Raw genomic sequence first — 16,804 nt, forward strand, 5'->3', positions numbered from 1 at the left:
TCGAACATTTATGGGAGGGGTTTCATTTTTATTAAAAAATGTTTTACCGAACTTAAAAAATAACAATAAAATCGTTTTCTAGTTAGATTCTTTTGTTTTCTTTCATAAGTGCAAAACAATTCTTTAATATGAAACAGGTACTTTTCCTTCAGTCCTTTCACTAACTTTAGCGTATAACGTTTTTGTTAAGATGTAGTATAAAAATGTACCAGTTAATCCTAGAATAAGGAGTAATCCGCTCATATATACGGGTCGAATCCACTCTCCAATGATGATCAATAACGAAGATACAATCATTGCTCCGTAGGTAGTCAAGCTATTAAAAGCCATATAGGTGCTACGAGCGTTAGATGGGGCAAGTTCTCCTATCATTGCCTGCTTAATAGGAACAAACATCAGCTCACCAATTGTTCCAATAAACATGGCAATAAAAAGAAACAATACGCTATTTGAATAAGCAAAAACACTAAAACATATAGAAAAAATCAACATTCCTGTAACTAGAGTCCACCGCTCACTGCATTTTTTAAATAAGAATAATACAACACTTGATAAGAGAACTACGAGAATAGTATTCTCTGTTCGGAGAAAACCAAGCATTTTTGTACCGTCTACGATGAAATCTATTCCAAATAATGAAGCCGACTGCTGGGGTATATCTTTTTCAAGACGAATCCCAATATAGTTGGATAAAGACTGTTCTAAGGTAAAAATCAAGATTGCTCCTAAAATATAAAACATAAACAGCTTATCTTTTAAAACGGTTGAATAGGTTTGAAACATCTCTACTGGTGAAAATTTTTTCTTATGAGTAGAAGTCTTAGGTGAAGGTTCTGGTAAATAGGTTTCTGTGATGAAGAATAAGGTCATGAATACAGATAACAAAGAGATTAGTGAAATCCCAATAAATAGCTCAAATAAGTAGTTTTTAAAAAGAAATGCGCCAATGATTCCTCCAATTGCAGTTGATAAATTCCCCAACCAGTAGCTAATTGTAAATACGAGCTTTCTCGATTCGGAATTAGTAACATCAATAATCATAGCTTGTGCGGCTGGCTGAAACATTCCTCCACAAAACATATTGATGATGAAGAATGCTGCAGAAATATAAGGAAGGTTAAACCAGGGTGAATTACAAAGTGCTATAAACAGATACGAAAACAATAGTCCAAGTTCAGCATAAATCATTATTTTTTTTCGCCCTATTTTATCTGAAATATGCCCTCCGATAAATCCTCCAATGACCCCACTAATCACAATTAGTATAAGAATTATACCCGTTTTAGTAGCTCCGATTTTCTGAGTAAAATAGATTGCCAGAAAAGGTATAACAGCCATGGAAATAAGGCTGCCTAGAAATTGCATGGCTAGGCGAAGTTTGATGTTAGGATGGATATCTTTCATTTTCATATAAATCACTCCTCGTACTTTAAGTAATAGCTTTTTCCAAAAGAATTCCTAAAGGAAGTGGTGGTCTCATTGACTCTTTTAAGTTTTCCTGTTTGAGGCCTGCATAGCTAGTGGAGTCAAAAAGAAAATCATCCAAACTATTTTTCATGTGGAACAAAATATTGTCTATAGATTCCGCTCTGTTATTTGAGTTTCCTAATTTAATAGGATACGGGTGAAGGATGGAGAAGGTTTATAAATTAGAAATAGGTCCAAATAATCTTAGAGCTTGTTTCGTAATATCCTTCCAAATCAAGTTTGTATATTCATCAATAAACGTTAAACGCATTCCGTTCAAGATGGATAAGTATGACTCAGCAATTAATGTAGGTGATTCTTCATAAAAGTAACCGAGCCTTTGCCCTGCTTCAATAACTGGATAAATACATACTTTAAATAATTTTACAAAATCATCAAGTTCTTTATAAAGCTTTGGAAATCGTTCAGGTCTTGCAAGAACCTGCTGGATTAGACGTAGGAATTCACTTCTCTTGGCAAAAAGTTGCACATGACAATCTATCATTTCCTTAATTACTTCAAGAGGCTCACCTTTAAAATGTTCTTCTATTTCAGTAAAATATGGTTTGATTTCCTCCAAGGGCTCCAATATTGCCGATTCATAAAGCTCTTCTTTTGAATTAAAATACGTAAATACGGTGCCAAAACTAACTCCTGCTTCCTTTGCTATGTCGGCCACTTTGGTCTCTGCAAAACCATTCTCACTATATAATTTAATTGCGGCGTTTAGAATGGTAGATCTTTTTCTTTTCTTTTTTTCATCGTTAGTAAGTATCGAATTCATTTTGATATTCCTTTCATAATAAATGATTGATTAATCAATCAAATTTTATTGTAATTTGTTTCCATTGTCAATATAATGAAAGAATTTTTTGTATTTTTAGTTATAAATTACTTTAAAAGCATGTGGCCCCAGTTACAGTGGTGAATTTTAGCTTCCTTTCTTGAAGGGACTTTTTACAAATGAGGCTGTTAAATAATAATTCAGCGCTATCGATAAACAGACCCTTGTCATTTCCGGATAGATATGGGTATAATAATCACGAAAAGTTCATATGGAAAGAATGTAGGGGGGCTGGTAGTTGCCAGCTGAGATTGAGTCCGATAGACGCTGACCCTTTGAACCTGATTTGGCTCGTACCAGCGTAGGGAACATCTATTCAAAAATAAAAAATTTTTGATATTGATTGCAAAACGTCTGGGAGGAATCCTAGGCGTTTTTTATGTTTTCATACTTTTATCGCATGCACAGACTTTGGTGTAAACAAACCGTGAATACGCTATCTTTTGGTAAACACATTCAATCATGAACACTTTCACACTACTTACTTGGAGGATTCAGCATGAAAAAATGGTTATTGATCCTGTTGGCTGCGCTTTTAACATTAGCGGGCTGTAGCGAAAAAGAGGATAAAAAGGATGCTAAGGGATTAACAAAAGTATCGGTCGTTCTCGACTGGACACCGAACACAAATCATACAGGCTTATATGTAGCGAAAAAACTTGGCTACTTTAAGGAACAGGGTTTAGATGTTGATATTTTATTACCTGGTGAAGCGGGTGCAGATCAGCTTGTGGCGTCTGGCAAGGCTCAGTTTGGCGTAAGCTATCAGGAAGGAATTACACAGGCACGTGTACAGGATGTACCTTTAGTATCGATTGCAGCGATTATTCAACATAATACTTCTGGCTTTGCATCTATTGCATCAAAAGGCATTACGTCACCAAAGGATTTTGAAGGTAAAACATACGGTGGTTGGGGTGCACCACTTGAAAAGGCTGTATTACAATCACTTATGCAAACAAAAAATGCGGATATTAATAAGTTAGATATCGTCAATGCAGGCGATTTAGACTTCTTCACAATGATGAAAAAAGATATTGATTTTGCATGGATTTATTATGCATGGACAGGTATTGAAGCGGAACTTCGTGGCGAAAAGCTGAACATGCTTTATTTAACAGATTATAGCGAGCAGTTAGATTATTACACACCTGTACTTGCTACAAATGAAAAAATGATGAAGGATGATCCTGAGACGGTAAAAGCATTTGTCGCTGCTGCAGCAAAGGGCTATGAATATGCGATAAATCACCCTAATGAAGCAGCTGATATTTTACTAGAAGCGGTACCTGATTTAGATAAGAACCTTGTGCATAAAAGTCAGGAATGGCTAGCAGATAAGTATCAAGACGACGCAGCACAATGGGGCGAGCAAAAGCTAGCTGTCTGGGAAAACTACGCGAAATGGATGGTCGACAACAAAGTTTTAGAAGGCGAATTTAGTGCGAAACAAGCTTTTACAAACGACTTTTTACCGAAAAAGGAGACAAAGTAATATGGCAAACTCATTAATAAGTGTACAAATTATCCCGAAAACTAAAACTTATGAAGATGTGATCCCCTTTGTAGATGCAGCGATTGCGGTTATCGACGCATCAGGGGTGAAATATGAAGTTCATCCATTAGAAACGACAATGGAGGGTGAGCTATCGACTTTACTACAAATCCTTGAAAAAATGAATGATAAGATGATTGAGCTTGGCGTCATCAATGTCATCACGCAAGTGAAAATTTTATATCAGCCATCCGGTATTACAATGGATACGTTAACGGAGAAATACCAGTGATGAGGCAGGCTTTCAAACAAGGAAGGACGATAATTTTTATCGCCTTCCTCTTATTCATATGGGAACTAATTGTCCGTTTTGCAGACGTGCCACATTGGCTATTGCCTACTCCAAGTGCCATTTTGAAAGAAGGCTTTCTATCGTATGAGACGTTTGTGCCACATGCTTTAGCTACTGTTCAATTAGCACTTCTCGGTCTAGCCATCGGGATATTGTGTGGGCTAACGGTTGCTGTGCTATTACATCGTTTTACGTTTGTACGGGAACTATTTTATCCTATTCTCATCATGTCGCAGAACGTCCCTGTGCTCGTCCTAGCGCCGCTATTAATCATTTGGTTTGGCTTTGGCTTAATGCCAAAGCTCATTATTATTTGTCTTGTGTGCTTTTTCCCCATCGTTGTTTCGGCAATGGATGGCTTCCGTCAAACCTCACCTGAGCTGAAGCATTATTTTGAGATGGTTGGGGCAACGAAAGCACAAACCTTTTGGAAGCTTGAATGGCCCTATGCGTACCCGGCAATTTTTTCAGGCATTAAGATTGCAGCAACCTATAGCGTTATGGGGGCTGTCATTGCGGAATGGCTAGGTGCGAAAAAGGGGATTGGGGTCTATATGACATTGGCACAGTCTTCATTTCGGACGGATCGAGTGTTTGTAGCGATTTTTGCCATTATTTTTTTAAGTTTACTATTATTTAGTGCGATTCGATTAGTAGAAAAACTTGTTGTGAAGGGGAGAGGACAGCATGCTAAGCATTCAAAACATTGATAAATCCTTTGATGCCCTTCCAGTGATCCGTAATTTATCTTTTGAGGTGAAGGACGGGGAATTTGTGGCGATTATCGGTCCGTCAGGCAGTGGGAAAAGTACACTCTTTCAATTAATTGGCGGTGTTTCATCAATTGATAAGGGTGCTATTTTATTAAACGGTACAGATATCCAACAAACAAGAGGAACAATTGGCTATATGCCTCAGCAGCCATGCTTATTACCATGGCGTACGATAGTAGAAAACGTCACAATGGTCGAGGAGCTTCATGGGAAACCAAATATGAACGTGGCCAAGGAATGGTTAGACAAAGTGGGGCTCGCGGCGTTTGAAAATGCGTATCCAAACGAGCTGTCGGGTGGTATGCAACAGCGTGTATCGTTTATTCGCGCAATTGTCAGCAATAAGCCCATTTTATGCTTAGATGAGCCGTTTTCAGCACTTGATGAGTTTACAAGGCTTGAAATGCAGGCGTGGCTTTTATCGATATGGGAAAGAGATCGAAAATCTATACTGTTCGTTACACATAGTATCGAGGAGGCTCTCTTTTTAGCTGATCGTATCATCGTACTGACGAAACGGCCTGCAACGATTAAAAAAGAAATTATCGTACCTTTTGGAAGGCCCCGACAAGAAGAAATTCGCCATTCCGCTACATTTACAGCATTGAAGCAACAACTATTCACGTATTTAAAAGAAGAAAAGGATGAGGCGAATGTTGATTGATGCACATATTCATTTAGATCAGTATAAGGAAAACGATATACCAACTTTGTTAGAGGAAGCTGAACATGTAATTGCAGTGAGCATGAATCTTCCATCGTGTGAGAAGACGTTGAAACTGTCGAAAACCTATGCAAAGGTAAAGGCTGCGTTTGGTTTTCATCCTGAACAAACTTTGCCTAGTAAAGAGGAGGAAGACGCTATATTCGATTGGATACGCCAACACGCTCATGAAATGGTAGCGATTGGCGAGGTAGGGTTGCCTTATTATTTGAGACAGGAGAAGGCGATTGATGATCGTCCGTATGTGGCATTGTTAGAACGGTTTATAGTATTGGCAAAGGAATTAAATAAACCGATTGTGTTACATGCGGTTTATGAGGATGCAGCTATTGTTTGTGATTTGCTAGAAAGACATCATGTAACGAAAGCGCATTTTCATTGGTTTAAGGGTGATGCGGAAGTGATTGAACGGATGATTCATAATGGGTATTTCATTTCTGTCACGCCTGATTGTACGTATGAGGCTGAGATTCAACAGCTGATCAAAAAATATCCAATCGAGCTGCTGATGGTAGAAACAGATGGACCATGGCCGTTTGAAGGTCCTTTTGACAATAATCGCACATCTCCTTGGATGATGGACCATTCCATGGAGGTTATCGCTTCGATAAAGGGGCTTACAACACAGGAAGCGGCGCGCATCATCACAAGAAATACGACAATATTTTATCATTTATAACAAATAACACAGCTGTTCTTTTAAAGAGCGGTTGTGTTTTTTTTCAATTTCCGATAAAAGAGTTGAACGTTGGTAAAACCTCGAACATCGCTGATAAAAATATCAGAATCACTAAAACGTTCGTGAATGGGATTTCCCGTCCTATGGCACAAATCATGATAGAGATATTAACGCAGGACAAAATCTAAAAAGAAGAGTGATAAGACTACCAACCGCATGTACTGTGGGGATAGCTTAATTCAAATTTTTTGTTATGAAGGTGTTCTTAGGTTCTTCCGCTTGGGAATACCTAAATTGACATTATTTTCATTAGGTACTATTATTAAATGGAAAACACGGAAAACGAAAACATTTTTTAATTTTCCTATAAGTAGGTGAAAATGTTGAAAGATCGAATTTTAAAGGTATCTATAAGTGAAGCTGAGCGAAAAGGCTTCCGATTTACGATGGGGGAGCTAGCAAAACAGCTTGGTATGAGTACTAAAACATTGTATGGATATTATCCCTCAAAGGAAGAACTATTAAATGAAATGATTGATCTAGCAATTGATGCAATGAAGATAAAAGAGAAGGAAATACTCCATGATTCAACTTTAAATCTTTTAGAAAAACTACAGAAATGTCTTGTACTCATTCCAGCTGATTTTAAATTTGCTCAGCTCCAATATTTAGAGGAGCTTCAACGATATTACCCAAAGCAATGGGAAACGCTTGATCAATTTATTCATGAACAATGGACAGGCATCTTTTTGTTACTAGATGAAGGGATTGCCGCAAATAAAATACGTCCCATTAATAAAGAAATATTTATAGAAGTCTATATTGGAGGGCTTTATCGATTGATGGAACTTGCATCGAAAAGCAGAAATATGATTTCACTTCAGGATACAATGCAGGAGATGGTGGACATTCTTATGCTTGGAATTCTTAAAGGTGACGTTAATGAAGAAAACTGAATGGGGGCTGTAAATGAGTAAAGCTTTAAGAATACTATTTTTAGTGACAGATTTCTTTTTTATATTCTATTGGCTTGTCACTTTTTTTCATTTGATTCCAGAAGAGTATTTATATCAGGATTATCAAAATGAATTATTAGTTATATGGAATTGGTCGTTTTTCCCGCTAGATATTTTAATTTCAGTTACTGGTTTTATAAGTCTCTACCTTTTTAAAGTGAAAAATGAAAAGTGGAGAGCATTTGCCTTATTATCTTTGACACTAACATCTTGCTCAGGATTACAGGCGATTGCTTTTTGGACAATAAAACTTGATTTTGATCTTATGTGGTGGATACCTAATCTCTTTCTTTTACTTTATCCATTGTACTTTATTCCAAAGCTTATTACATTTAAACATCAAGATATCCCATTACAAGCAAAACACAACCACTAATCATCTTCAATGTGGTTGTGTTTTCTATGTTTTGTAAAATTTTGTTCAATGCTCTCTTTTTTAGTTTTCGTTAGACGTTCATGTGTACTGAAAGGGGAGGATTGACGATTTTTTTCAACATCCTTCCCTTTAGTGCGCTTTACATGCATGCGCTTCTTTTTTGCTTTTGATTGTGTCAAGTTATCTTACCCCCAATAGTCATTTGTAAATACAGTACCGAATACGGAAGAAAAAGTAAAACCTCGTAAGTATGAACTTACGAGGCGGTTGTCCAATTATTAGTGAGATACGTCCTGTACAGAAATACCTGTGTTAGCTTTAACATCCACTTCACGATATTTCTTAGCATCTGTTTCTTTAGAAAGTAATGTTCCAATGAAACCTCCAAGGAAGCCAAGTGGTACAGAAATTATTGCTGGGTTCGTTAACGTAATTAACGGATCCCCAACGAAAATTGCTTTTCCTTCAACTGGATTCCAAAGGTTTGGTGAAACTGCAACAAGAATTAAAGCAGAGATTAAACCTGTCAACATTGCTGTAATAGCACCAGCTGTATTAAAGCGTTTCCAGTAGATTGTATAAATGATTACAGGTAAGTTAGCTGAACCTGCAATACAGAATGCAAGTGATACTAAGAACGCTACGTTTAAAGTTTGAGCACCAAGTGCTAAAAGGATTGAAATAATAGCGATTGTGATGGAACCGATACGAGCTGCAAATACTTGCTCTTTCTCTGTAACTTTACCCTTTTTAATGATTTGACCGTAAATATCATGTGATAGGGCAGATGCGCCAGAAAGCACAAGACCAGCTACTACCGCTAAGATTGTTGCGAAAGCTACTGCACATACGAATGAGAATAGGATGTCCCCACCAAGTGCTTCCGCAAGAAGTGGAGCAGCCATGTTACCAGCAGCGTTTGCAGCAATAATATCTTCTTTACCAACGAATTTAGCTGCACCGAATCCTAAGAAGATTGTAAGAATGTAGAAAATACCTACAATCCAAGTAGCCCAAATAACTGAGGAACGAGCAGTTTTCGCATCTTTTACTGTGAAGAAGCGCATTAGGATATGTGGAAGACCAGCTGTACCTAATACTAAAGCGATTAACATTGAAATCGTATCAACACCATTTTGATATTTAAGACCTGGGTTCAAATATGCTGCACCGCTATCAGTTGCAGTTTCCATTTCTTTGAACATCGTTGCAATACTAAAGCCAAACTCTTTTAATACTAGGAATGAAATAATAACTGTACCTAACATTAAAAGACAAGCTTTAATGATTTGTACCCAAGATGTTGCAGTCATACCACCGAATAGTACGTAAGTCGTCATCATAAAACCTACGATTAAAACGGCAACCCAATAGTCGATTCCTAAAAGTAATTGAATAAGTGCTCCTGCACCAACTAGTTGTGCAATCATGTAGAATAAGACAATTGTAATAGTGCTTAAAGCTGCTGTACCACGAACTTTAGAGCTATCAAAACGTGCTGTGATCATATCAGCTAATGTAAATTTACCAAGATTACGTAATGGCTCAGCAACGATGTATAAAACCACTAAGTAAGCTACTAAATATCCGATAGAGAAGAAGAATCCATCAAATCCAAATAATGCAACTGCTCCGGCGATCCCTAAGAAAGATGCTGCTGATAAGTAGTCACCAGCGATGGCTAGTCCATTTTGCCAGCCTGTTAGCCCACCGCCTGCAGTATAGAAATCACTTGCAGAAGAAGTTCGTTTAGATGCCCACCATGTAATAACTAATGTTAAACCAACAATAGCTACGAAGAAGAATATGGCTGTAAAACTCATCCCGTTACTCATCGGTGGCCACCTCCGTTCTCGTATTCTGCGATAATCGCTTTAGCCTCTTTATCAAATCTATTCGCTTTTGCTACATATAAGTGACAAAAGCTCCAAGTCATGATGAATAGCCCTGCTGCATATACCCACACCCAAGTAATTTCCCCAATTGCCTTTTGGTGTAGTATTTTCGTGAACGAAGTAAGAATTGGTAGCAACATGTAAGCTGCTAAAAAGATCGCAGTCATCGACCAAAGAAATGAATTCTTTCTTCGCACAAGTGTTTTAAATGATTCTTGATTTGCAATTGCATCATAGTCAATCACGACGCCCTTGTTTGCTTGATTGTTCCCCATTAACATTCCCCATTTTGTGTTTATTTTTACTGCTTAAAGACTTAATTTTGCTAGTTTAGTGAATTCACATCTTCATTTTATGAGACAGTTCACAAAATTGCAATACATTTCAGAAAAATTATGAAAAAATAATTTTCGGAAAAATAGTCTTGAAAGAGAATATACAAGACAAAGCCTAGAATTTAAAGGGTTTTAGAAAATTCAGATAAATAATCAGAGCTAGGTCAATTCTAGATTTCCGAGCGAAAAACAAGGTTAGAATTTGAAAAAATTATTGTATTTTTTATAAAAAATATTCACTATTTACTCAGTGAAAATTGTATTTTTTTTTAGGGAATAATATTGTTCAATAAGTAAATTGGTAAATTTTCTATAATAAAAATCAAAAAAACTCGATAGAAAATCGAGTTTTTTTGATTTTTATTAATGTGAATAGTAAGATTGATAGATTCTTTTTCAATAATTTGGATTTTTGAACCGATGAATTAATGTGAAATATCAGAAACAGAAACACCTGTGTTTGCTTTTACGCGAATTTCCTTATAAATGCGATCTGCTTCTTCCTGTGGTACTTTATTAGAAGATAGAACAGTGCCTAAATAACCTGCGATAAAGCCAAGTGGAATCGTAATGATCGCTGGAACTGCTAACGGTACGATAGGATTACCAACAAATATTGCCGCACCTTCAACAGGACTCCATACATTTGGCCCCATGGCACCTAAAACTAAACATGATACTAACCCAGTTACCATCGCTGTTATAGCACCTGTTGAATTGAATTTCTTCCAGTAAATTGTGTAAAGAATAACTGGTAAGTTTGCTGAAGCACCGATACAAAATGCGAAGGATACTAAGAACGATACATTCAAGTTTTGCGCAAATAATGCAAGGATAATGGATACAATGGCAATAGAAATCGAGCCAGTACGAGCTGCTACTACTTGTTGCTTTTCTGTTAATTTACCACCTTTAATAATTTCACCATAAATATCATGGGAAATGGCAGAAGCTCCTGTTAAAACTAAGCCCGAAACAACCGCTAAAATGGTTGCGAATGCTACTGCACCGATAAATGCCATTAAGACATCACCGCCCAAATAATTAGCAAGAAGTGGGGCTGCCGTGTTACCAGCTTTACTTTCAGCAAGAATTTTATCGATACCTACAAAATTTAATGCACCAAAGCCTAAGAAAATAGTTAATGAGAAGAAAATAGCTGTAATCCAAGTTGTCCATGAAATAGAAGAACGAGCAGTTTTGGCATCTTTAACAGTGAAGAAGCGCATTAAAATATGCGGTAATCCAGATGTACCTAAAACAAGGGCCATCATCATCGAAACCGAATCAATAGAACTTGTATATTTCATCCCTGGTACAAGGAATTTTTCACCATGATCCGTGGCGATCGTATCAAACATTTTCATAAGAGAGAAATCGAATTTCATTAATACTAATGTAGCTAATACGCCTGTCCCGAACAAAAGAAGGCTAGCTTTAATAATTTGCACCCAAGAAGTAGCTGTCATTCCACCGAATAATACATAAGTAGTCATCATTACACCTACGATTAAAACCGCAATCCAATACTCAATACCAAATAATAGTTTAATAAGGGCACCTGCACCTACTAATTGTGCAATCATATAAAGGATTACGATGATAATTGTGCCTGACGCAGCAACCCCGCGAATACGTTTTTCATTGAAACGGGCTGTAAGCATATCTGCTAACGTATAACGACCCAAATTACGCATAGGCTCCGCAATTACATAAAGAAGAACTAAGTTAGCTACTACATAGCCGACAGAGAAGAAGAATCCATCAAAACCAGTTAACGCAATTGCACCAGACACTCCGAGAAATGCGGCTGCAGATAAATAGTCACCAGCGATTGCAAAGCCATTTTGCCAACCTTTAAGACCACCGCCAGCTGTATAGAAATCAGCTGCAGAAGACGTACGTTTCGCCGCGATATATGTTACTACAAGTGTTAAACTAACGATTGCTAAAAAGAAACCAACGGATACTAAGTTCATTTAATTTCCACCTTTCGCCTGATATTCAGCTAGTACTGCTGCCGCAGCTTTATCGAATGAAGCAGCTTTTTTCACATATACTGTACAAAGAACAATTGTCATAATGAATAATCCAGCTGAATAAACCCAAACACCCGTAATATTTCCGAATAATTTTTGTTGTAGTACAGGTTGGAAAGCAAGGATTGGTAACAAAATATAAAGTGTTAAAAAAATTGCTGTAATCGAGAAAAGGAAGGTATTTTTCTTTTTCACGAACTTATTGAACGATTCCATAGCTTCAATTGCATTATAATCAATTGAAGCTGTGTTTTTGTCCCCAGAAATGTTTGCCATTATTATTCCCCCTAAAGTGTTATATTTCTGTTTTAAACGACATATTTCTTTTTCTTTCGTCGTTATATTCACTTATTTTATGGGGAGAAATCTTATAATGCAATACTAAATTTTGATTTTTTATAATTTTTAATCACTTTCAGATTGTGGAAATAACATAGAAATATTAAGGATTTAACAGAAATAATCCGTATGAAAGAGAATAGGCTATCTATTAGAATAATATTCCTTAAATAGTTTTCTTGATAATAATATTGACTGTAGAAGAAAATTCGAACATGAAAGAGAATTTTGCGGAATTTATTATTGGGTCATCATATGATGGAGAGCCAGAAAGGTAAAAAAACTTTGTTATATAACAAATAAATGATGTCTTGGGAAATAACCAAAATAGTAAAAAACAGCTTTGAGAAATTTTTAAAAAAGTGTGAATTGTCTGGAACATACAGGGTATTAATATACCAAAATTGTACAAGTCACATTGAATTGACATAAAAAAATGAAAGGATAAGCTCATATCTTGTATTAAGTAACTATAATTTATACAATAAACAACGATGGTAAATTGAAGGGGAGTGAGCAAATGAAAAAAAACAGTGTCATGCTCGTTTTGATACTAACATTAAGTAGTATACTTACTGCTTGCGGAAGTTATGAATTTGAACCAGAGATGAACATAGAAATACAAGATTTTTCGGTTACAAATCAAAAAAATGAACAGGTTAGCCTTAAAGACTTTAAAGGCAAGCCATGGTTAGCGATGTTCGTCTTTACTAATTGTAATTCCATTTGTCCGCCAATGACGTATAACATGACAGAGGTGCAAAAGGCACTTCAGGATAAAGGCGTGGAGGACTATCAAATTGTAGCATTTAGTGTTGATCCTGAAGTGGATAAGCCGGAAGTTTTCACGAATTATTTAAAAACGTATTCTGTGCCCGATGCAAGCAAATGGCAGCTATTAACTGGTTATGATCAAAAGTATATTGAACAATTTGCAATGAAATCGTTTAATTCAGTAGTAAGGAATGATCCAAATTCTGACCAAGTTGTACATATGGGAAGGTATTACTTAGTTAATGCTGATGGTATTGTTGTGAAGGATTATGACGGTACAACGAATGTACCAGTTGAGACAATTGTGGCAGATATAAAGGCGTTAACTAAATAATAAAAAATAACTCAGAGGTTGGAATGACTTCTGAGTTATTTTTTTATGGATGAATGATGGATTTCATTGCTAATTTACATAATATAGTCAAAGGACACCATAAGCATATTACTAATTTGCTGAAGTGTCTTTTTGTATGTCTATGTACAATAAAAGAATTCAACGAAATTATTTAGCTGGTACAAATATAGCTAAAGACTCAAAATACAAAGGAACATATTGTAATCACAACTAAAAAACTATACTAAGCCTCCAACATCTTCGTAACTCATCATTTCAATCTTAATTTGTTAATAATTTTATTATGTAAACTACTGTTAAAACAAATAAATACGGAAGCATATCCGACTATATGGAAATTCTAAAATACAGCTTTTTTTATTGAATGTATTTTTTACCAAACATGTATAAATTTTATTCTATCGGCTTATATATTATTTAGATGGTGTTTCAAAAGTGAAGTTTGAAATGGAAGGCGGCGGCTTAGGTATATTAGATCCTAAATTTATTCAATAATTGTACAAAGTAAAGGATCTGAAACCTGTACAGCATGTTTTCGGTGATGAAAAGAAAGAACGAATGAATGAGGAAACTCACTCAAACGTTCTTTCTTTTTTTGCTTTCGGCCTTGTCTTCTCGTATCATTAAAGGTATCTCGACAAACAATTATTTCTATTGAAAAAGTAAAATATGTTCTATCTTCACCACTAGCGCTTTCATATTAAAATTGAAGATGTTTTTGAGGGGGGATTTGATGATGAAATGGAGTTTACATAAGAAATCATATCTGTTTTTCGGTGTTGTACTATTAATCTTTGGGATTCTTGATATGTTTATAAAGCAATCTATAGAAAGCTACTTATTTATTCTGTCTTTTTTTCCCTTCACCTATTTTGTTCTCTTTGAAGAGATTAAGTCTGATGATGAAAGGGTTTAATCCTGGAAAATAAGGAGCTTGTTTTAGAAAGCAACTATAAATGGTTGATTCAGAGCAGAGTTGTGAAAGAGGGATTTAAAATAGACAATTTTACGATAAACTTTTCAATTAAACTAGCTATAACGGTCCGTTTACCTTCGAGGTAGACGGATTTTTTTATTGTATGAACTCTATCTTACTATACATGGGAGTTTTTAAAGACACACAAATACCGCATAGAGAGAGGAAAGAGAAAGGACTCATATGATGGATCAAGCATAATTTGATCGTCAATATACGTATTTGCTTTTGTCAAAAACATGTAATGTCGTTTCATTTTTTGTTTAAAGTGAACAATGTAATTTAATTGCACCTATCCTACAATTAAATTAAGCAACTAGCATTACAAAATAAAAAAAAGGAAGTGACTGAAAATGAAAAATCTTGATTTTTTGTGCAATGTGTACAAAATAAAAAAACTGGAATTTTATCCGCCTTTTGCCGTGAAACAACAGTTTTGAAGAAATGTGAATCTTTCTTCTATAAACCTATGGGAACTAGTTAATCAACAGACGTATTAGAAAATAATAGGAAGGAATTGATTGAAATGTTAGTCAAATTATTAGAACCATTAAATGTTTCAGATTCGATCATTGATAAATTAGCGGAGCCAATCAAACAGGCCGGTCATGAATTTGTTTATTATAACGAGAAAACAACGCATAGTGCAGAATTAGCAAGACGTAGTGAAGGTGCAGATGTGATAATGATTGCTAATAATCCTTATCCTACAGAAGTCATTGATCAAAATAACAAGTTACAATTAATTAATGTTGCCTTTACAGGTGTTGATCATGTAGGGATCGCTCAAGCTAAAAACCAAGATATTATGATATGTAATGCAGCTGGCTATGCAAATCAAGCAGTTGCGGAATTAACAATTGGTTTAGTATTAGATGTGTATCGCCATATCACTCAGGGTGATAAAGAAATTCGTGGAGCTAATTTCCCAGGAGCATTCCAAGGTAGTGAAATTAAAGGTAAAACAGTTGGTTTGATTGGTACAGGTAAAATTGGTATGATGACTGCTCATTTGTTCAAAGCATTCGGCGCAAAAATAGTGGCTGCAGACCAATCCCGAAGAAATCCAGAAGCTGAAGCTTTAGGAATCAAGTATATGGAATTAGATGAGGTATTAACACAATCTGATATTGTGTCATTACATATACCTTTACTACCAAGTACAAAGGGATTAATCTCGAAAGAAAAATTAGAATTAATGAAAGAATCAGCTATTTTAATCAACTGCGCGCGAGGACCGATTGTTGATAATGATGCATTGGCGGACGCATTAAATGAAGGGCGAATTGTAGGAGCGGGTATCGACGTATTTGATATGGAACCGCCTATTCCTGAAGACTATAAACTATTACACGCCAAAAATGTAATTTTAACACCACACGTAGGGTTCCTTACTGATGAAGCTATGGAATTGCGAGCTAGAATTGCATTCGATAACACGATGGCATTTTTAGAAGGTAAACCTCAAAATATTATTAAAAGATAATTCTTTGCTATTTTCTAGCAAATCCGAGAAGTTTTTATTCGTTGTCTAATCCACGCTAAATCATTTGAGTATGGTGAAGTTTGAAATTTGAAACAAGGAGAAAATACAATGCCTTTAAAAAAAATAGCAAGAAATGATTTGAAAAACCGTATTTTCCATTGGCCAGATATTCAAGAGTTTAGAGAAGAAGAAGCGACAAAACATATTTTCTATGAAACACCTAATACTGTAGGAGCTGTTTGGTGTATGCGGCCAGGACAAAATTTGCCTATTCACTCGCACAAGCAAGCGGATGATATTTGGATTGTTATTGAAGGAACAGCAGATTTTTATCCAGAATGTGGTGAAATGGTCCAAATTAAAGCCGGTGATGTTGTTGTTGCGCGTCCGGGTGAAAAGCACGGTATGACTAATACTTCTGATAAAGATTTTGTAATGTTAGGAATTGCGGGTCCAACACCAATTGGTTTTATTCCGCATTAATAGTATAGAATTAACGATCGCGTCTGTTGATTAACTAGTTTTCATCGTAAAAAAGAGAGGTTAACACGATTTCACGGGAATAAGTGGATCTTACAATGAGGCTGTCCAAAAAGTCAGATTTACATCTGATTGTTTGGCAGCCTTTTTATTATTTGTCCAACAAAATTTACTAGGGAAGCGGATTGAGGAAATAAAAAAATTCATCATTCCGTTTTTTTATTAGTCTTTATAGACAGTCCCTCGAAGTTCAGCAGTAAAATAAAGAGGATTCGTACGTTTGGACGAAAGTGTAACTATTTTAAAAATTCCCTTTTGTCTAAAATGTGCAAAGTTATTTTTATTTTTGTTCAAAGTGAACAATGTCATTTAGTTGCTCGTAACCTACAATCAAGTTAG

Annotated in this window: 17 protein-coding genes and 1 riboswitch; of the genes, 10 read left to right on the top strand and 7 right to left on the bottom strand. The window is 35.8% G+C overall.

Annotated elements, in window-relative coordinates; translation table 11 throughout:
- Positions 1 to 123: 123 nt before the first annotated feature.
- Positions 124 to 1,410 (bottom strand): MFS transporter, encoded by a 1,287-nt coding sequence (locus tag ACIQLB_RS09420; RefSeq protein ID WP_400724253.1) that lies wholly within the window; start codon positions 1,408 to 1,410, stop codon positions 124 to 126.
- Positions 1,411 to 1,642: 232 nt separating this feature from the next.
- Positions 1,643 to 2,251: a TetR/AcrR family transcriptional regulator gene (locus ACIQLB_RS09425; protein WP_400724256.1), complete on the bottom strand. Its 609-nt coding sequence runs from the start codon at positions 2,249 to 2,251 to the stop codon at positions 1,643 to 1,645.
- Between the two features lie 274 nt (positions 2,252 to 2,525).
- Positions 2,526 to 2,636, top strand: a riboswitch (TPP riboswitch).
- Positions 2,637 to 2,810: 174 nt separating this feature from the next.
- Here ACIQLB_RS09425 and ACIQLB_RS09430 point away from each other — a divergent pair.
- The 7 genes from ACIQLB_RS09430 to ACIQLB_RS09460 all read left to right on the top strand — a co-directional run bounded on the left by ACIQLB_RS09430 (position 2,811) and on the right by ACIQLB_RS09460 (position 7,726).
- Positions 2,811 to 3,806: an ABC transporter substrate-binding protein gene (locus tag ACIQLB_RS09430; RefSeq protein WP_400724259.1), complete on the top strand. Its 996-nt coding sequence runs from the start codon at positions 2,811 to 2,813 to the stop codon at positions 3,804 to 3,806.
- Between the two features lies 1 nt (position 3,807).
- On the top strand, positions 3,808 to 4,098 hold the full coding sequence (locus ACIQLB_RS09435; protein ID WP_400724261.1) for a thiamine-binding protein: 291 nt from the start codon (positions 3,808 to 3,810) through the stop codon (positions 4,096 to 4,098).
- Positions 4,098 to 4,868: an ABC transporter permease gene (locus ACIQLB_RS09440; RefSeq protein WP_400724676.1), complete on the top strand. Its 771-nt coding sequence runs from the start codon at positions 4,098 to 4,100 to the stop codon at positions 4,866 to 4,868. The genes ACIQLB_RS09435 and ACIQLB_RS09440 overlap by 1 nt, the downstream gene beginning before the upstream one ends.
- Positions 4,846 to 5,595 (top strand): ABC transporter ATP-binding protein, encoded by a 750-nt coding sequence (locus tag ACIQLB_RS09445; RefSeq protein ID WP_400724264.1) that lies wholly within the window; start codon positions 4,846 to 4,848, stop codon positions 5,593 to 5,595. The genes ACIQLB_RS09440 and ACIQLB_RS09445 overlap by 23 nt, the downstream gene beginning before the upstream one ends.
- Positions 5,585 to 6,334: a TatD family hydrolase gene (locus tag ACIQLB_RS09450; RefSeq protein WP_400724267.1), complete on the top strand. Its 750-nt coding sequence runs from the start codon at positions 5,585 to 5,587 to the stop codon at positions 6,332 to 6,334. The genes ACIQLB_RS09445 and ACIQLB_RS09450 overlap by 11 nt, the downstream gene beginning before the upstream one ends.
- A gap of 380 nt (positions 6,335 to 6,714) precedes the next feature.
- Positions 6,715 to 7,290: a TetR/AcrR family transcriptional regulator gene (locus tag ACIQLB_RS09455; protein WP_400724270.1), complete on the top strand. Its 576-nt coding sequence runs from the start codon at positions 6,715 to 6,717 to the stop codon at positions 7,288 to 7,290.
- A 13-nt stretch (positions 7,291 to 7,303) separates the two neighbouring features.
- Positions 7,304 to 7,726 (top strand): DUF5360 family protein, encoded by a 423-nt coding sequence (locus ACIQLB_RS09460; RefSeq protein ID WP_400724273.1) that lies wholly within the window; start codon positions 7,304 to 7,306, stop codon positions 7,724 to 7,726.
- On the opposite strand, the gene ACIQLB_RS09465 is transcribed toward ACIQLB_RS09460, so the two are convergent.
- From ACIQLB_RS09465 to ACIQLB_RS09485, 5 genes are all read right to left on the bottom strand, one after another.
- On the bottom strand, positions 7,723 to 7,905 hold the full coding sequence (locus ACIQLB_RS09465) for a hypothetical protein (RefSeq protein ID WP_400724275.1): 183 nt from the start codon (positions 7,903 to 7,905) through the stop codon (positions 7,723 to 7,725). The two genes, ACIQLB_RS09460 and ACIQLB_RS09465, sit on opposite strands and share 4 nt — an antisense overlap.
- Positions 7,906 to 8,004: 99 nt before the next feature.
- A complete protein-coding gene (locus ACIQLB_RS09470) occupies positions 8,005 to 9,549 on the bottom strand; it encodes a solute symporter family protein (RefSeq protein ID WP_400724679.1) in 1,545 nt (514 codons plus the stop codon).
- An 8-nt stretch (positions 9,550 to 9,557) separates the two neighbouring features.
- Positions 9,558 to 9,896 (bottom strand): DUF485 domain-containing protein, encoded by a 339-nt coding sequence (locus tag ACIQLB_RS09475; RefSeq protein ID WP_400724278.1) that lies wholly within the window; start codon positions 9,894 to 9,896, stop codon positions 9,558 to 9,560.
- A 485-nt stretch (positions 9,897 to 10,381) separates the two neighbouring features.
- On the bottom strand, positions 10,382 to 11,935 hold the full coding sequence (locus ACIQLB_RS09480; RefSeq protein WP_400724281.1) for a solute symporter family protein: 1,554 nt from the start codon (positions 11,933 to 11,935) through the stop codon (positions 10,382 to 10,384).
- Positions 11,936 to 12,271 (bottom strand): DUF485 domain-containing protein, encoded by a 336-nt coding sequence (locus ACIQLB_RS09485; protein WP_400724284.1) that lies wholly within the window; start codon positions 12,269 to 12,271, stop codon positions 11,936 to 11,938.
- Between the two features lie 583 nt (positions 12,272 to 12,854).
- Between ACIQLB_RS09485 and ACIQLB_RS09490 the strand changes: the two genes are divergently transcribed.
- The 3 genes from ACIQLB_RS09490 (at position 12,855) to ACIQLB_RS09500 (ending at position 16,408) form a co-directional block, all read left to right on the top strand.
- Positions 12,855 to 13,442: an SCO family protein gene (locus ACIQLB_RS09490; protein ID WP_400724287.1), complete on the top strand. Its 588-nt coding sequence runs from the start codon at positions 12,855 to 12,857 to the stop codon at positions 13,440 to 13,442.
- Positions 13,443 to 14,965: 1,523 nt separating this feature from the next.
- Complete coding sequence (locus ACIQLB_RS09495) at positions 14,966 to 15,925, top strand: 2-hydroxyacid dehydrogenase (RefSeq protein WP_400724290.1); 960 nt, start codon at positions 14,966 to 14,968, stop codon at positions 15,923 to 15,925.
- A gap of 108 nt (positions 15,926 to 16,033) precedes the next feature.
- A complete protein-coding gene (locus ACIQLB_RS09500) occupies positions 16,034 to 16,408 on the top strand; it encodes a cupin domain-containing protein (RefSeq protein ID WP_387082784.1) in 375 nt (124 codons plus the stop codon).
- Positions 16,409 to 16,804: the final 396 nt, after the last annotated feature.

Source organism: Lysinibacillus sp. NPDC092081, assembly GCF_044755845.1.
Classification (GTDB): domain Bacteria; phylum Bacillota; class Bacilli; order Bacillales_A; family Planococcaceae; genus Lysinibacillus.

Excerpts from the sequence above, each read along its gene's own strand:
- ACIQLB_RS09460 (WP_400724273.1), top strand. The coding sequence starts at position 7,304 with ATGAGTAAAGCTTTAAGAATACTATTTTTAGTGACAGATTTCTTTTTT.
- ACIQLB_RS09435 (WP_400724261.1), top strand. The coding sequence starts at position 3,808 with ATGGCAAACTCATTAATAAGTGTACAAATTATCCCGAAAACTAAAACT.
- ACIQLB_RS09500 (WP_387082784.1), top strand. The coding sequence starts at position 16,034 with ATGCCTTTAAAAAAAATAGCAAGAAATGATTTGAAAAACCGTATTTTC.
- ACIQLB_RS09425 (WP_400724256.1), bottom strand. The coding sequence starts at position 2,251 with ATGAATTCGATACTTACTAACGATGAAAAAAAGAAAAGAAAAAGATCT.
- ACIQLB_RS09420 (WP_400724253.1), bottom strand. The coding sequence starts at position 1,410 with ATGAAAATGAAAGATATCCATCCTAACATCAAACTTCGCCTAGCCATG.
- ACIQLB_RS09480 (WP_400724281.1), bottom strand. The coding sequence starts at position 11,935 with ATGAACTTAGTATCCGTTGGTTTCTTTTTAGCAATCGTTAGTTTAACA.
- ACIQLB_RS09430 (WP_400724259.1), top strand. The coding sequence starts at position 2,811 with ATGAAAAAATGGTTATTGATCCTGTTGGCTGCGCTTTTAACATTAGCG.
- ACIQLB_RS09455 (WP_400724270.1), top strand. The coding sequence starts at position 6,715 with ATGTTGAAAGATCGAATTTTAAAGGTATCTATAAGTGAAGCTGAGCGA.
- ACIQLB_RS09485 (WP_400724284.1), bottom strand. The coding sequence starts at position 12,271 with ATGGCAAACATTTCTGGGGACAAAAACACAGCTTCAATTGATTATAAT.
- ACIQLB_RS09495 (WP_400724290.1), top strand. The coding sequence starts at position 14,966 with ATGTTAGTCAAATTATTAGAACCATTAAATGTTTCAGATTCGATCATT.
- ACIQLB_RS09470 (WP_400724679.1), bottom strand. The coding sequence starts at position 9,549 with ATGAGTTTTACAGCCATATTCTTCTTCGTAGCTATTGTTGGTTTAACA.
- ACIQLB_RS09440 (WP_400724676.1), top strand. The coding sequence starts at position 4,098 with ATGAGGCAGGCTTTCAAACAAGGAAGGACGATAATTTTTATCGCCTTC.
- ACIQLB_RS09445 (WP_400724264.1), top strand. The coding sequence starts at position 4,846 with ATGCTAAGCATTCAAAACATTGATAAATCCTTTGATGCCCTTCCAGTG.
- ACIQLB_RS09450 (WP_400724267.1), top strand. The coding sequence starts at position 5,585 with ATGTTGATTGATGCACATATTCATTTAGATCAGTATAAGGAAAACGAT.
- ACIQLB_RS09490 (WP_400724287.1), top strand. The coding sequence starts at position 12,855 with ATGAAAAAAAACAGTGTCATGCTCGTTTTGATACTAACATTAAGTAGT.
- ACIQLB_RS09475 (WP_400724278.1), bottom strand. The coding sequence starts at position 9,896 with ATGGGGAACAATCAAGCAAACAAGGGCGTCGTGATTGACTATGATGCA.